The following is a 15,053-nucleotide window of genomic DNA, read 5'->3' as shown; positions in this document are numbered from 1 at the left end:
GGAACAATCCCCGAACTATTATGATTAAGGCGACGTTGACGCAATGAACAAAGAAGACGACATCCATGCGCTCCAGACGGATCTGCTTGACCTGCTGGCCAATCACCTGACGCCCGCCGCCATCCGTTACGGTTACAGCGACACTCCGCTGGAAAGCAATATCAAATGGCGCCCGCTTATCCTGATCATCGGCAATTACTCATCGGGGAAATCCACGCTCATCAACGACTTCATCGGCGCCGAAATCCAGGCCACCGGACAGGCGCCTACGGACGATTCCTTTACCGTTCTCACTTATGATGACTCCATCCCGGCGGATAAGGACATCCGCGTCACCGAACAGCGAGACGGCAACTACCTTCTGTCCGATCCGGAATTTCCTTTTGAATCCCTGAAGAAACACGGCCAGCAGTTCGCCTCGCATTTCTGCCTGAAAAAAATTAATGCCTCGTTTCTGAAAAGTTTCGCGATCATCGACACACCCGGCATGCTGGACAGCATCACCAAGCGCGACCGGGGATACGATTATCTGCAGGTCGTCGGAGATATCGCCCACATGGCCGACCTGGTGCTGGTTCTGTTCGATCCGCACAAGGCCGGAACGGTCCGGGAAGCGCACATCAGTCTCCGCGACACGCTGCCGGTGTATACGTTTGAAAACCGGGTGTTGTATGTCCTCAACCGGATCGACGAATGCTCCTCCCTGGTGGATTTGCTGCGGGTTTACGGCACCCTGTGCTGGAACCTGTCCCAGATCACCGGCCGCAAGGACATTCCCCCCATCCGGCTGACCTACTCGCAACGGGCCGCCGAACAGGCCAAAACCCTCCAGACCGGGGCCTCGGAGTACCTGCATCATCTCAACAACCAGCGGGAAGAATTGAAAACGGCCCTGATGCAGGCGCCCCAGTACCACCTGGACAACCTGGCCACTTTTCTGGAGACCCACAGCAACCGACTGGCCCACCTTCTGGAAGCGCTGCTTTCCTACCGGCAAAAACGACGGGGGGCCTTCTTCCGCTTTCTGATGACCGGCCTGATGATCAGCCTGCCGGCTGCCGGCGCCGCCGCCCTGCTCTTGACGACCAGCGGTCTGCCGGCCACGCCCGATATGCTCTATCTGGCCGGCGGGATAACCGGCGTCGCCTTCTTTACCCTGTGGATCTCCTTCATCCGGAAGTACTATATGTCACGTTTTCACCGGCAGCAGATGAAAAACGCGGATGAACTCACCTCCCTGGAAAACCAGAAGAGGAAAGAGACCTGGCAGTTTGTCAAGGTGACGGTTCTGGATTATCTGAAAAAAACCGGCGGGGTGTTTTCACTCTGGACGGTCAAACAGGAATACGCCGCCATTAATGACATCGCCGGCCATGAGACCAAAGGCATCCGCGAAGCGCTGAACGAAATCAATGCGGCCAAAAGAGACCGGTCGCCCGGTTCCGCGCTCTCCTATCGGCAATCTTCTTACCAGCAAAGCGGCGACGATGTTTGAGCCACTTCCGTCCGGCGTCTCCACCCATCCGTGATGACCATGATACCGGAAATCCCCGCTCTGGGAAAAACAGCGATAACCTTCGCGGTCGTCATTTTCGCCATCCGCCGGAACATCTCCCTGGCCAACGCCTTCATGGCCGGCGCCGTTCTTCTGGCCGTCCTCTTCCAGCTGTCTTTTACCGGCACGGCCGCGGCCTTCTTCGACTGCTTCACCGATTCCCGGACGGTGGCGCTCTGCCTGGTCGTAGCCCTCATTCTGACGTTAAGCAACAGCCTGGAGCAATCCGGTCAGTTGAAACGCTTGCTGTTCGCCTTCCGGGGTCTGATCAAAAACCCGAAGCTGAACCTGGCGGTGTTCCCGGCGATTATCGGGCTCCTGCCCATGCCCGGCGGATCGATCTTTTCCGCCCCCATGGTCAAGGACATCGGCGGCCGGTCCGATCTGCCGCCCGGTCATTTGAGCTACATCAATTACTGGTTCCGCCATATCTGGGAATACTGGTGGCCTATGTATCCCGGCGTTATTCTGGCGACCATGCTGGCCGAAATTCATCTGGCCCGGTTCGTCGCCATGATGCTCCCGTTCACCCTGGTCGTTGTTTTTATCGGCTGGGTGCCGGTTGAAAAAGACCGGCTTCCGCCAGCCGCTCCCGGGGCTGCCGACGGGAAAAAAATCGGCCCGTTTCTGAAGGAAATAAGCCCCATTCTGCTGGTCGTCGCGGCCGGTATGTTCCTGGGCTGGATCTTTTCCCGCCTGGACCAGGACGTTGCCGCGGCAAAAGAAGCGGGCCTGATCGTATCCCTGTGCGCCGGAAACTGGCTGGTCTGGCGAAGCAACCGCATGCCGCCGGGAGAAGTGTGGCGGATCATGACGCATCCGAATGTCTATCAGATGGTTTATATGATGGCCGCCATCCTGCTTTTCAAGAAAATACTCGAGGACAGCGGCGCGGTCGCGGCTGTCTGCGCCGAACTGATCAGCCTGCAAATTCCGCTGGTACTGGTCTGGGCCATCCTGCCGTTTCTGGTCGGTCTGCTGACCGGTATCACCGTCGCTTTTGTCGGCAGTTCCTTCCCCATCCTGATCACCCTGACCGCCGCCCGGGGGCAGACAGAGATGATGATGCCCTGTGTAATGCTGGCGCTCACCTGCGGCTTTGCGGGCGTACTCCTGTCACCGGTCCATCTGTGTCTGCTGGTGTCCAACCATTTTTTCGAGGCGACCCTCCATTCCGTATACCGATTGCTGTGGCTCCCCTGCCTGTGCCTGGTGGGGTGCGCCTTCGGTTACTTCACGCTCCTGATAAAAATTCTGGGATAAATCAATCGGAGATCGAGGCCGGACGTCAGACCAGGTTTTTGATGTGATCGTAAATCAACTGGCTGGTGCAGACTTCATAGTATTTTTCCGAAGACATTCCTTCCAGACGGAACGTCTCGGGATGGATTTTGGGGATCATCGCCTCCCGGACGATAATCCGCTGATACTGACCGGACTGGGTGGGGAAAATACCGGTATAGACGCTGATCTTTCCCTTGCTCACTTCCGGTATGCTCAGGACCAGTTGTTTCAAGTCGATTTCCCGGGACAATTTTTTGAAGGCGAAGCCGTCCAGTTCGATGCCGTTGACATTATACCGGAGATATTTGGCGTCTTCAGCGGCGCCTCCCGCCAGAGACGACATGAAGACAAACAGGTTGAAGATGTCGGTCTTCTTCTCCAGATATTTGCGAAGTCCTTTATGGCAGCTGGAGAGACGGTCAGCCCGGTTGATGGCCCAGGAGATCATGATCCGGTTGTCGCCGTCAAAAAGAAAAGTGGGCGGCGAGTCCAGAAAACAGATGCCGATTCCCTGTTCCAGCACCGGCAGCTGGTGCTGCCGGCTCTTTTCATTATATTGTTTCACGATCCGCAGGATGCGAATCGCCAGCCCGCAGGCTCTGGCCACGGCGTACCATCCTTCGGGCGTGTTCTCCTTTTCGACAATGGAAAGGATCAGCGCGTCACCTTCGATAAACACCTTGGTGGCGTTATAGTCCGGAAGAATTTCATTGATGGGGTCAAAAAAATTCAGGCTGAAATAAGAGGCCGGGTTCAGTTTCTTTTCAGTCAGCTGACTGGTAATCTCCGTCGAGCCCCTAACGTCGGCTTTAATAATCACATGGTTTCGGATGGGCCGGCTTTCAGGGGCCTGCTCTTCCGGGCGGAGAAATTCATACAGGGTGCGATTAACGCGGGAAAGATTGATCCGTTTGTCGTCATTAAGGAGGTTGACCCACTGCAGGTTTTCAGAAATCAGCGAAAAATTACAAAAATCCCGATGGAAAGTGGCAAAGCCCCGCAGAAACGACAACAGGTAATCCAGCCGTTTTGACTTCCTGACGACCCGGTACCACCGGGCCGCCCGCAAAAGCGGTTTGATCGACACATTGTAACCGGACCGGCTTTTTAACCGCTTCAGCTTTTCCAGAATTTTTTTCCGCTCCCCCTTGCTGACGAAAAAATTGAGAACATCATGAGGAAGCAGGGGGGGGCAGTAACCGGAAAGGATGGGCTGCATGCCGTAAAAAGCCATGATCGGATCCAGCAGTCCGGCCCGGCGGCAGCTTTCATAAAAATCGATAAGCCGCTGTTTCTGGGCCATTGATATTTTCCTTATCCGATCCCCGTCCTCTTCAGAGGGTTTTCCCCTATTCTTTTTTTCCCAGCGCTCCATGGTCCCGGAATAATCGAACAGCAAGTCGATATTGGTCACACAGCACAGGATGGCGTCCAGTTCCCGATCCATTTCAGCGCTGATTTCCTGTTCGCCGATGATGGTTGGCGTCTGATCTGACGGCTGGTCGGGCCGACCCGTCGACGGCGGCGCCGCGGCATTCTGCTCCCGTGGAAGCGTCCTCGCCAGAAACTGCTTTAGCATGGCCAGCAGCGCGTCATAGCGAAGCGGGTCCCCCGTGCGATGGCCCAGCAGAACATATTCCCTGAGCATGAAAAAATCATTTATGGCGCCGTTGACGAACAGCACGGGGTTGAAAAAAAACTCCCTGGGAACGGAAAAGCTGTCGCCGAAATTGGCGATATAACTTTTATGGATATCCCGCTCCCAGGATTCCAGAATATTTTTCATCAGTTCTCTGGCCACGCGGCTGCTGATCCGAAGCCGGTTCTGCTGCAACAGTCCCAATTCTTCCTTGGCCAGGAACAGGTAATTAAGATCATGAGAATGGCTGACCTCGTGTTTCCGTATTTGCTGTCGATAGTGCTGGACCAGGTTTCCGAACTGCGTCTGGATTATTTCCCGGCACATCTGGGTAATCGCCGCCTGAGCCAGGGAAACGATCTGCAGCTCGTGCGACTGTTTCGCCCGGTTAACCGCGCTCAACATGACTTCCGCAAAAAATTTCTGGAATTCGCTCCAGTCCGTGTCGATCTTCAGCGCCTTCTGCCCAATCAGGCGGCCGCCGAGGGCCTTTACCTCGGCCGTGATCAGACTATCGACCAGTTGAGTGGTAATATTGCGAAAAGAAAGACTGATATTGACGTCATAGCGGACATTATCAACGCCGGGCAGGAGCTTATCCAGGCTGAACTGAACCTGATAAAATTGAAGCGGGCCGTTCTCATCCAGAATCCGCCTAATGTATGTTCCCAGAGCCGCCATTAAACCGCTGCCTATTGATTTTTGTCGATGAGCAAACCCGGAAATATCGGGGAATGATTCTCGACGATATTTCTCATATCTATATATATAGCGGATATATAACCATCAATGCCACAAAAAAAAACGATCGAGGAATAATCATGTCAACAGCTTGCGAACGGTTTCGTTTATTACCTGCCCTATCACTTTTTTGCGTTAAAGGGTTGACATGCACAAATTCATACCATATGTTCAAAAAAATACAAAAAGACAGATCAACAATCCGTCATCCAGCGGTCTGGAAAGCTGGGGGCCTTTTTATCCGGATGACGTAAATCGGGTTGAGACAGTCAGTTTTGAAACCCTTGATAAAAAAACAAATCAGTTTTCTCTTATTCAACGAAGCGGACTACTCCACCAGACAGTTCGCCGCTTCCCGGGGTGTTTTGTTGCTGGCGGTGATGTCTATCCTGGCCATGGTCTGCCTGACCGGCTTTGCCGCTGTCCGTTGTAATGACCTGCGCCAGACGATAACGGCTGCCGCACTAATGGAAGAGGCCAGTCGGGACCAGCGGCAACGCGCTGCCTTGCAGGGTCGCCAGATTGACCTGCTGAATGAAAAAATAGCCGGCCTGACGGAAAAAATCGAACATTTGCGTTCACTGAAGATGGAAATATGCCGGATAGGACGGATCGAACAGGCTATCGACAATGAAAATCTTTTCGGGGTTGGGGGATCCCGGATTGATGATACATCTTCCGCGGCAGGTGAAGAACAGCCGGCCGGCCCCCCGGCCAAAGGCGGCGGACCGGAGTCCACAGTGGAACCAGTCGCTTTGGACGTCCTTCTCTCCGATCCCCCGGCCACTTCCGAATCGGCTTTTCTTTTGAGTCCGTCTGATTTTCATATCAACCCCATTGCCTGTATTCCCTCCTCCCTGCCCCTGAATGGCGCCGTATCCAAAACACCGCGCTCACCCCGGCAACCGGTCGCTGCCGGAGGCGGGCTCCATCGCGGCATCATGCTGGAGACCGTCCAGGGAGATGAAATCCTGGCTCCCGCCAATGGTATTGTTTCCTTTGTCGATGACAACAACAGTAACGGAAATACCATCGTTATTGATCACGGCCATGGGATCATCGCCCGGTACACCGGTCTGACGAGTGCCGCCAGGGAGACGGGATCTCTTGTCCTGAAAGGAGAAGTCATCGGCCTTGCGGAAAAGAGCCTTTCGGAAAAATCATCACGGTTTTATTACGAAATTATGGTCGATGGGCTGCCGGTTCATCCGGAAAAACTGATCGCCCATACTGCCTTCCTGCCTTAACTTTCCGTTTGGTCATCGCTTCTTCCTTCAGGCCGGCACTTAAGCACAATTTCAACTTGACAGGTTTTCCCGGATCACGTAAAAAAGAATAAAATTGCGATAGTAGCCTGCTACATGAAAAGGCTGACCGCATGATAAACAGACCGGAATTTGTATGAGCACCGGTGTGACGCAAAAGGAAGACTGCATATGATTCGAAAAATTCTGATTGTCGACGATTCTCCGGTTGCCCGCAAAATGCTGAAAAATTCTATTCCCAAAAACAAGGGATACGAAATTTTCGAAGCCACGGACGGGCAGGACGGCATAAAAAAATTTCAGATGTTGAAACCGGATGTCGTCTTTATGGACCTGACGATGCCCGGGGTCGACGGTTACCAGGCGCTCGAGGAAATCCGGAGTTTTGACAGCAAGGCCATGGTGATCGTCACGACCGCTGATGTCCAGCCGAAATCCATATCGAGCGTGATGGAAAGAGGCGCCTTTACTCTTTTAAAAAAGCCGGCCAAGGCGAACATTATTGAAGACGCACTGAATAAAGCAGAGTTAGCGATAAAGGAAAATAATGGATAATCGTTCCGGCAACAGCGCTGTCCCCCTTTTCTCCGGTGAGGAAAAAGACATCCTCCAGGAAGTAATGAATATCGCCTTTGGAAATGCCACCGCGGATCTTGCCGAGTTAATCGATATTCACACGGTTTTAAGCGTTCCGGACGTGCGGCTGATCGACATTGACAAATTGACGGACTACCTGGGCGAGTCCATTCCTCAAAATCAGACCAACAGTGTCGCCGGTCAGAAATTCTGGGGGGATTTCAACGGTTCCGGGTTGCTGTTTCTGCCCAGCGGTTCCGAACGGGTTTTAAGCCAGTATTTCAGCCAGTCCCGGTCAGATCAGGATGACGACGATTGTCGCGCCCTTGACGACAATATTAAAAGTGGTCTGCTGCTGGAAATCAGCAATATTCTAATCGGCGCCTGCGTCGGTAAAATCTCCGACCTGCTCAACACCATGGTGTCATACACTCCGCCGGAATTATTGAGTCTGGAAAAAACCGATTATTCCTTCCTGCTGAAACATTTTAACAATGAACAACGGGCCATCGTGATGAAAACGCTTTTCCAGTTTGATGAGCAGGACATCAATGGTCTGTTGCTGATCATGACCAATGATCAATCCATTGACTGGCTGAAAAAGGCGTTACACGCGTTTATCAGCGCCTACGAGGACTGATCCGGCTCATCTGCTCTGAAGGATATCCATTAAATCAATTCTTCTGAGGTGCCGCGGTTCGTCCGTGAATTCAGTTCCCAGCCACGTGTCGATAATGGCCATGTTGTCCTGCAGCGAGACTTTCCGGCCGGACAGGCAGAGGATATTGGCGTCATTGTGCTGCCGGCTGAGTTCCGCCATTTCCACGGTGGTACAGAGAGCGGCGCGCACCCCCAGAAAACGGTTGGCCATCATGGACATTCCCAGTCCGGTCCCGCAGATCAGGATTCCCCGCCGGCAGTCGCCGCAGGACACCCCGGCCCCTACCCGGTGGGCGTAAACGGGATAATCGACCGGGCTTTCATCTTCCGGCCCCATATCGTCAACGGTCCATTCCGGGTATTTTCGCCCCAGGTAATCGATGATATCCTGTTTCATGGGAAAGCCGGCATGATCACTCGCAATCCAAATATTCATTACGTCCTCCTGTTTTTTATAAACGGCTTTTTATTTTTACCGCCGGGACTGATTTTCAATCTTCCGCTTCCGGGAAACCGGACAGGCGTTCATCCAGCTGAACGCCGAATGTATTCAACGCCATCGAAACCATATTATACTGGCCCACGGTAAACACCAGGTCGATCAGTTGTTTCGTATCGTAGTAAGCGGACAGGCGGCTCCAGGTCTGATCGCTGATAAAGGCGTCCCCATGCAATTCGTCCACCGCCCGGATCAGCGCCGACTCCAGCTCCGTCCAACCTTCCGCCTGATCCCCCCGGGTAATCCTGATGATATCCTCTTCCGTCAGGCCGCACCGCCGGCCGATCCGGGCATGCTGACCCCACTCGTATTCGGACCGGCAGAGCCACCCGATTCTCAAGATGACGATTTCCCGATCCCGGGCCGGCAGTGTCGATCCGGTGAGAATATAACTGCCGAAAACAATAAAATGTCTGAACAGGGCGGGATTCCGGGCAAAGGTGGTAAACACGTTGTCCGGCCGTTTTCCGTCCTTTGCTTTTGAAAAGCCCAGCAGGGTTCGGGTCTCTTCATCCAGCCCTTCAAATTCCGCCGGATGGACCCTCGGTTCCGATAACCTCATGACGCACCTCGCCTGGGGGGCTGCACGCCCCTGACCTGGAAAAATTTCCGCCTCGAATATGCCCGACTTCAAAGTTTATAGGCAATAAGCCCTGCGACTGTCAAAGGTTTTTATCCCGGCGGCCAAATTCAATCGCCGGTTGTCCCGTCATGCCGGGGATGATGTGAAGGCTTGTTTACGAACGACGCTCATGATATCATCATTTTAAACAATAACGGACGGGGCGGATAATAATGATTGAAAAAAGAAAACATGTCCGGATTGACATGATCAATCCATCCGAAGTACGGATGTACAACGACAATATCATGGCCGGTGAAGGAAAAGGCAGAACGCTGAATATTTCCAGAGGCGGCGTCCTGCTGGAGACGCCTTTCGCGATTGAAATGGGCCAGAGTCTGGCTCTGGTCATGACCCTGGAGAAGGAATTTGTCTATATCAGCGGCCGGGTTGTGCATACGCGATGCGAAGACGAGCATTGTCACAAGACCGGAGTGGAATTTCTGTCCGTTGACGACAGGGGGTTGATCCTTCTTGATAAATACATCGCGCTCTTCATGAAGGACCGGATGAAAGCCGGGGATTAAGGGGGGCCGCCTTACGCCTCCGGCGTTTTTCCTAAGGCCTTTTCCAGCGCCTGGGAATGGACGTCGGCGGCAAGATGAACCGGGCTCTTGCCGATGAGCGGATCCCACCCGGCGGGATTGGCCGTGCAGAAAAACTGGGTTTCCAGCCCCATCCGGACGAGGGCTTCGTCCGGAGAAAGGCCCCTGATCCGCTCCGCCGCTTTCCAGGTAGCGCCGCAGGGCGCTCCGCGCTTGACGATGACTTCCTGAATAACACCGTCTTCGATGGTCACTTCAAAAACCGGCGCGCCGAAACAACGGCCGTACTCTCCCAGCTTGACCTGCCGGGGGAGCGCGCAGCAGATCGGCGGTGTGTGGACGCCTTTGCCGGCCGATTTCTTTCCGGAAGCGACGACGGGAATACCCAGCTCCCGACAGATACCGGCCAGGTCCTGAGACAGGTCCGGATGAATCAGATAATCCAGAACCAGGTCGGCGCAGATTTCCCTGGGGAAAAGGCTGCGGCTGTCCTCGATGACCGTCGGCAGATCATCGCGGATGGAAACCACATCCAGGAGAAACCGTCCCCGGCCATATTCACGAATCCCGGCGATCTTGCTCTCTCCCCTTCCCCGCTGCTGAAACACCATGATCCGCTGGCCCTCGCCTTTGCCGCAACCGGCCGCGAGGCACGCCGTTCGGCCTATGTCCTGACTTTCCGTCATCGTTTCACCACCTGGCATAATGATCCTCCGCCCAGCCGGGGCATTTTTCCAACCGGATGTCGCCGGTTTCCGGATCGGTCAGCCGACCTGAAAAAAAACCCAGGAATTGGGTAAACCGTGAGGCCACAAGCCACGCATTGAGATGTTCTTGCCGGAATGAAGCAGGGGCAAAGGACAGCGAAACCCTGCCGTCGGCGGATGTTATGCGCCACGGATCATCCCAGCTCCGGGGGTTCCGGCGGAATTTGACATTATCGACCTTGATTCGCCTGCCGTCTATCCAGAAAACATTTTCCGTGGCTTCGGTTTCATTCACCCCGCAGGAGAAATTCATTCCGAACCGCCGTCCTCCCGGAAGAATTGCGGTTGCGGCCGCCCAGTTCCAGAAGGTCTGTCTCCTGAAATAACCCGCCGACCAGTCCGTAATGGCCGTACTGTCCGCGGCAGACAGATGAAAGGTCTTGCCGTTGATGGCGAGCGCCCCTGAAACAGAAATCGGGGCCGTCTTCTGAGTATAGGTCCAGCCGTTGTATCCCGTGCGGGTACAGATCCGCAGGGGGCTGGTCTGGTCACGGTTCAAAACGGCATCCAGTTCGGCCTCCCGGCATTTTACCTGGACGCGATCACACGCGATACGGATACGCAGACCGGAGGATTGAAAAATTGCCTCCTGGCCCTTGTCCGGGCGGGGGGAAATGGAGGCCGCAAAAGGCAGGGTGGTTGATTTTCTTTCCTTAAGAGAGCCGTCGGCTTTATCAAATACATAAAAAAAAGCGTTGGCGGCGTACTTCAAGTCAACGACCGCCACCCCGATCATCAGTTCCGGGCAATTTATACCGGCAAAAGAGAACTGCTTGAACAGCATTTTCCGTAAAAAAACCGGACGGCGTCTGCCTGACGGCGTTGCCAGGGGAAAATCCATATGGTTAATCAAATCGACGGGCTCATCAATCAGCCCGAAGTCGATCCGGCCATACGGGTCCACCAGTTTTTCCATTATTGACCTGCTCCTTATCCGCTTATATCTTCTTTACATCTACAACGGCCTTATCCTCATGGCAAGGGAAAAAGCAAGCCGCCGGACCGGGGTAAACAGCGGTTGGCGGACACTTTCCGGCGCGGGCGATATTTTTTCCCAAGGGGGGTTGGCATAACCAGGCAAATATCCGGGCTTGAATTTAACCTTGATTATTCTCAATATTATTGTATAATAACTTTTTAAAATTAAATCCTTGGGCGGTCGTCCCGATCGAAACCGATAAAAGAGGGTTGCATGAAAAAAATCCTGGCAGTGAACATTGATGCCGTAAACCTGAATATTCTTTCCTCCCTGTTGATGGAACAGACCCCTGATTTTGAAATCCTCACTTCAAAAAAAATCGGGGAAATAGACGCCATTATCAAAAAACTGGCGTCGGATGTCATTGTCGTCGATCTGGAAAACCCCTCGCCCCAGGATCTGAAAACGCTCGGCATCATCTCCAGAAACCACCCAAAACTTCCGCTGATCCTCATGACCGCCTTTGAAACGGGAGAAATTGAATCAGCCGTCAAATCCATCGGAACGGCCCGGTATTTTCTAAAACCGGTTGATTTTAACAAACTGGCCGAGCTGGTCGGAGAGAAAATTAAACGCAACGTCGGGGGTGAAATTCACGGCATCAGCCTGACCTCCTTTCTGCAGATGTCGGAAATGGAGAAAACCTCCTGCACGCTGAAAATCAACGCCGACCAGAAAACAGGTTCTTTGTTCCTGGTCAAAGGCGCTCTGATCGCCGCCGAATCCGGTGAACTGACGGGCGAGGAGGCGGTCTTTGACATCCTTTCCTGGAAAAACCCGACGATCGAGATCGATGACTCCCCGGTCAACCGGAAAAAAGAGATCGAGTCGCCGCTGATATCCCTGCTGATGGAAAGCGCCAGACGAAAGGACGAAAAGAAAAGCAAAGCGAAAAAACCGGCCCACCCTGCCGCTGACGCGCCCAGAAAAAAGATAAAAAAGGCGCCCGATGTTCAACTCGCGGCGGAAACGCCGAAAACCGAACCGGTTGCCACGGCGGCAATTGAACCGCAGGTCCCTGAAGCGGAAGCCGTTCCTGAAACGGAAGAAGAACTTCTGGCCGAAGGCAAATTTACGGACGCCAGTAAAATACTAAAACGCAAACGGCTGCTTTCACAGGCTCTCAAAGCCGGTGCCGCCGTGGCCATTATCGTCATGGTGGCCGGCCTGTGGCAATATGCCGCCAGCCCGGGTCTGGCCAAAAGAAAACTCAACAAAGCCATGGCCGCGGCCAAAGCCGCCCCGTCGGCGGAGGAATCTATCGCCATCCTGGACGCCTACCTGCAATCCGGGCCGGATGCGCCGTATGCGCTTCAGGCACAGACGCTCAAACAGACGCTCTCCGGGCAAAAGGAGGTTGAGGAGCTTGAGAAAGTCGCGCAGGCCGTCAGCCAGCTGCCACTTGATGAAAAGTTTATCAAAGCGGCCGAAAACCAGTATCGGCAGTTTCTCAAGCAGTTTCCGGACAGCCGGTTCAAAGAAGAGGTCAACCGCCGCATCAGCGAAATTCCGGCCATGGTGGATGACGCCGAATACGCCCGGCTGAAAAGCATACCGGGGAATCATTACAGTGAAAGGCTTCTGGCGTATCAGTCCTATCTGACCAACCACCCGGACAGCACCAACGCGGCCAGTGTGCAAGCCATGATGAACAACCTGGGAGAAGCCTTCTATGAACATATCCATGCCGAAAAAACGGTCTGCGATCAGGAAAAAAACTGGCAGCGATGCATCCAGCTCTGCCAGTATTTTTTGGATAATTGCACGCAGGGCCATGCGCGCAGGGAGGACATCGCCGCCCTGCAGCGCGCCATGACCGCCCAGGCCGCCTATCTCAAAATCGCCGGGGAACTGGAAAAAGCGGATCCTTTTTCCCAGACGGCGGAAGCACTGCTGACGGATTACCTTAAGGCATATCCAGACTCGCCGGTCAGGGATACCGTGGAAGCCCAGCTGGACAGAATCGGCCAAAAGAAAAACCTGGAAAAAAGCTGGCAGCAGCTGGTCGAATATGCCAAGAACGACCGGAACGATATTTTTGACCGGGTGCAACGCATGGAGAGCTACCTGCAGGTGTGCCCCGAAAAACATGCCGCCGAAGCAAAAGCCCTCCATGCCTGGCTGATAAAGGAGAAAAACAAAAAGCAGCAGCAGATCAATCAGCAGGCCGAAAACGAACAGATACGCCGGCAACGGGAGGCTTTCATCGGACAGGAAAGAATCCGGATACGCAATCTTCTTAAACAGTCGGGCGGCAGGTTTTCAATCGTCACGGAGGACACCATCACCGACAATCAGACCGGCCTGACGTGGTGCATGTTCGATTCCTCGGTTCTGACCAGTCACTGTATCGATTATAAAAACGCGGAAGGCTACGTTCGCGGGCTCGCCACCGGTGGGTATCGTGACTGGCGTCTCCCCGACCCCAGCGAACTTCTCGTTTTATACAACGGCAATCCCCGTTTTCCCGTAACCAGTAGCGCCAAGTCATACTGGACGTCGGAGGTGTTCTCGGCGGCCTGGCAGGAAAAGGTCAATACGGTTATCCAGAAAGACACGGGCATCTGGGAAAAGCACGAAACCGATCTGAAAAAATGCGGCGCCGTCCGGGCGGTACGGCCATGATACGCCCCCCGGAGACACCTTCCCGCCAATCCTCTTGAAATTCAAGTTGAGCAATGCCTGTTTTCGAATACACAGCGATCAATGCCGGCGGTAAGAACGTAAACGGTATTATCGACGCGGACAACCTCTATGAAGCGCGAGAGAAGCTGCGGGCCACCAGCCTTTTTCCCACGGCTATCACCGAAGCCTACGATACCCGCCGGTCTCCCCGGAAACAAAAACAATTTTTGAACTTCGATTTTTTTTCCGGGGTTCGCGCCCGGGACCTGACATCGACAACCCGCCAGCTGGCCACACTGGTCGGCGCCGGGTTCCCTCTGGTTTCCGCCATTTACGCGCTGATTCCCCAGACAACCGCACTCCCCCTCAAACGAGTTCTGTCACGGATCAAGGATTCCATCGAAGAAGGCAACAGTTTCGCTGAAGCGCTGACGGAGTTTCCGGATATCTTCCCGTCCCTGTTCGTCAATATGGTCCGGGCGGGAGAGGCATCCGGAACGCTGGAAATCGTTCTGGAACGCCTGGCCGAAATCAACGAAAACCGGCAGGTCCAGAAAAACCGGATTATCTCCATCCTGGCGTATCCCGCCGTCATGACCGTGCTGGGCTTTGGTATTCTGACGTTCTTACTGGTATCAATCGTCCCGGAATTCATCTCCATTTTTTCCGACATGAAGCATGCCCTGCCGCTGCCGACGCGCATCATCCAGTTCATCAGCACCCAGCTGGCGTCTTACTGGTGGATCCTGCTGGTCGTTCTGATTGCCATTTATGCCGGTTTTAATCGCTTAAGAAAGACGGCCCGGGGGGGCTATCTCATCGACAAAACCGTTCTGCGCCTGCCCGGCATCAGCATTCTGGCCACGAAAATCGCCGTAGCCCGGTTCTCCCGCACGCTCGGATCGCTTCTGGAAAACGGCATTCCCATGCTGACGGCCCTGGACATTGTCAAGAATATCGTCGGCAACACGATCATCGCCGAGGCGGTCCAGAGCGCCGGTCAGCAGGTGGAAAAAGGAATGGGCCTCGGCATCAGCCTGGAAGAAGCCGGCGTCTTTCCGCCCCTGTCCGTGCAGATGATCAAGGTCGGGGAGCAGAGCGGAGATCTGGAGAAAATGCTGTTGAAAACAGCGGATGTTTTTGAGAATGAGGTCGAATCCACGCTGGTCGGCCTGACCTCCATCCTTCAGCCGCTGCTGGTGGTGTTTATGGGCGTGATCATCATGTTTATCGTTCTGGCCATCATTCTGCCGATTTTTGAAATGAACCAGATGGTCGGATAGCCTGGACAAAGGC

13 protein-coding genes are annotated in these 15,053 nt (G+C 54.1%); 8 read left to right on the top strand and 5 right to left on the bottom strand.

Going from position 1 to position 15,053, the window contains the following annotated elements:
- The first annotated feature begins 43 nt into the window (after window positions 1–43).
- The gene (locus tag AB1724_19320) at window positions 44–1,495 is read left to right on the top strand and encodes a dynamin family protein (GenBank protein ID MEW6079967.1); all 1,452 of its coding nucleotides are present in this window, start codon (window positions 44–46) and stop codon (window positions 1,493–1,495) included.
- Window positions 1,496–1,534: 39 nt separating this feature from the next.
- Window positions 1,535–2,818, top strand: coding sequence for a DUF401 family protein (locus AB1724_19315; protein ID MEW6079966.1), 1,284 nt, complete (start codon window positions 1,535–1,537; stop codon window positions 2,816–2,818).
- Between the two features lie 25 nt (window positions 2,819–2,843).
- Here the strand turns inward: AB1724_19315 and AB1724_19310 are convergent, their stop codons facing one another.
- Window positions 2,844–5,159 (bottom strand): hypothetical protein, encoded by a 2,316-nt coding sequence (locus tag AB1724_19310; GenBank protein MEW6079965.1) that lies wholly within the window; start codon window positions 5,157–5,159, stop codon window positions 2,844–2,846.
- A gap of 344 nt (window positions 5,160–5,503) precedes the next feature.
- On the opposite strand from AB1724_19310, the gene AB1724_19305 reads away from it, so the two are divergent.
- The 3 genes from AB1724_19305 to AB1724_19295 all read left to right on the top strand — a co-directional run bounded on the left by AB1724_19305 (window position 5,504) and on the right by AB1724_19295 (window position 7,700).
- The gene (locus AB1724_19305) at window positions 5,504–6,466 is read left to right on the top strand and encodes a M23 family metallopeptidase (GenBank protein MEW6079964.1); all 963 of its coding nucleotides are present in this window, start codon (window positions 5,504–5,506) and stop codon (window positions 6,464–6,466) included.
- Between the two features lie 189 nt (window positions 6,467–6,655).
- Window positions 6,656–7,039: a response regulator gene (locus AB1724_19300; GenBank protein ID MEW6079963.1), complete on the top strand. Its 384-nt coding sequence runs from the start codon at window positions 6,656–6,658 to the stop codon at window positions 7,037–7,039.
- A complete protein-coding gene (locus AB1724_19295) occupies window positions 7,032–7,700 on the top strand; it encodes a chemotaxis protein CheC (protein MEW6079962.1) in 669 nt (222 codons plus the stop codon). Before AB1724_19300 ends, AB1724_19295 begins: the two co-directional genes overlap by 8 nt.
- 6 nt (window positions 7,701–7,706) lie before the next feature.
- Here AB1724_19295 and rpiB read toward each other — a convergent pair whose 3' ends face one another.
- Together rpiB and AB1724_19285 are read right to left on the bottom strand one after the other, a co-directional pair.
- The gene (rpiB, locus tag AB1724_19290) at window positions 7,707–8,156 is read right to left on the bottom strand and encodes a ribose 5-phosphate isomerase B (GenBank protein MEW6079961.1); all 450 of its coding nucleotides are present in this window, start codon (window positions 8,154–8,156) and stop codon (window positions 7,707–7,709) included.
- A gap of 55 nt (window positions 8,157–8,211) precedes the next feature.
- Window positions 8,212–8,781 (bottom strand): carboxymuconolactone decarboxylase family protein, encoded by a 570-nt coding sequence (locus tag AB1724_19285; protein MEW6079960.1) that lies wholly within the window; start codon window positions 8,779–8,781, stop codon window positions 8,212–8,214.
- 233 nt (window positions 8,782–9,014) lie between these two features.
- Between AB1724_19285 and AB1724_19280 the strand changes: the two genes are divergently transcribed.
- Window positions 9,015–9,368, top strand: a complete 354-nt coding sequence (locus AB1724_19280) for a PilZ domain-containing protein (protein MEW6079959.1) — start codon at window positions 9,015–9,017, stop codon at window positions 9,366–9,368.
- An 11-nt stretch (window positions 9,369–9,379) separates the two neighbouring features.
- Here the strand turns inward: AB1724_19280 and dfsP are convergent, their stop codons facing one another.
- A complete protein-coding gene (gene dfsP / locus AB1724_19275; protein ID MEW6079958.1) occupies window positions 9,380–9,997 on the bottom strand; it encodes a DUF166 family (seleno)protein DfsP in 618 nt (205 codons plus the stop codon).
- A gap of 79 nt (window positions 9,998–10,076) precedes the next feature.
- Window positions 10,077–11,069, bottom strand: coding sequence for a DUF2804 domain-containing protein (locus AB1724_19270; GenBank protein ID MEW6079957.1), 993 nt, complete (start codon window positions 11,067–11,069; stop codon window positions 10,077–10,079).
- A gap of 276 nt (window positions 11,070–11,345) precedes the next feature.
- Here AB1724_19270 and AB1724_19265 point away from each other — a divergent pair, with 276 nt between their 5' ends.
- Both AB1724_19265 and AB1724_19260 read left to right on the top strand, forming a co-directional pair.
- Window positions 11,346–13,757 (top strand): DUF4388 domain-containing protein, encoded by a 2,412-nt coding sequence (locus tag AB1724_19265; GenBank protein MEW6079956.1) that lies wholly within the window; start codon window positions 11,346–11,348, stop codon window positions 13,755–13,757.
- A gap of 53 nt (window positions 13,758–13,810) precedes the next feature.
- Window positions 13,811–15,040, top strand: coding sequence for a type II secretion system F family protein (locus AB1724_19260; GenBank protein MEW6079955.1), 1,230 nt, complete (start codon window positions 13,811–13,813; stop codon window positions 15,038–15,040).
- The last annotated feature ends 13 nt before the right edge of the window (window positions 15,041–15,053 follow it).

This window comes from Thermodesulfobacteriota bacterium (assembly GCA_040753795.1).
In the GTDB taxonomy this organism is placed as follows: Bacteria; Desulfobacterota; Desulfobacteria; order Desulfobacterales; family Desulfosudaceae; genus JBFMDX01.
Note: the sequence above shows the minus strand (reverse complement) of the source record. Positions and strands in the feature narration are given on the sequence as shown.